The sequence below is a fragment of the Dietzia massiliensis genome (genome assembly GCF_018390595.1).
Lineage (GTDB): Bacteria > Actinomycetota > Actinomycetes > Mycobacteriales > Mycobacteriaceae > Dietzia > Dietzia massiliensis.
In genome coordinates this window covers 1-343 of the sequence record NZ_JAHBAV010000334.1, presented here as the reverse complement: position 1 = coordinate 343, position 343 = coordinate 1, and the positions used below count along the sequence as shown (strand labels likewise).

1 protein-coding gene is annotated in these 343 nt (G+C 66.8%); it reads left to right on the top strand.

What is annotated here, in order from left to right:
- On the top strand, window positions 1-343 hold a 343-nt coding region (betI, locus tag KHA85_RS20705; protein ID WP_213186748.1), incomplete at both ends, for a transcriptional regulator BetI.

The following is a 343-nucleotide window of genomic DNA, read 5'->3' as shown; positions in this document are numbered from 1 at the left end:
GACAAGAACGGCCTGCTGGAAGCCACGATGCGCTATCTGATCAGCCATCTGGGCGAGGCGGTGAAGCTGCGTTTGCAGGCGCTGACCGATAACAGCCCGGCGGCGCGGCTGCAGGCGATCGTCGCCGGCAACTTCGACGACAGCCAGATCAACAGCGCGGCGATGAAGACCTGGCTGGCCTTTTGGGCCAGCAGTCTGCACCAACCGCAGCTCAACCGGCTGCAGCAGGTGAACGGCCGCCGGCTCTATTCCAACCTGTGCGCCGAGTTTCGCCGCGTCATGCCGCAGCCGCAGGCGCGGTTGGCGGCCAAGGGGCTGGCGGCGCTGATCGACGGACTGTGGC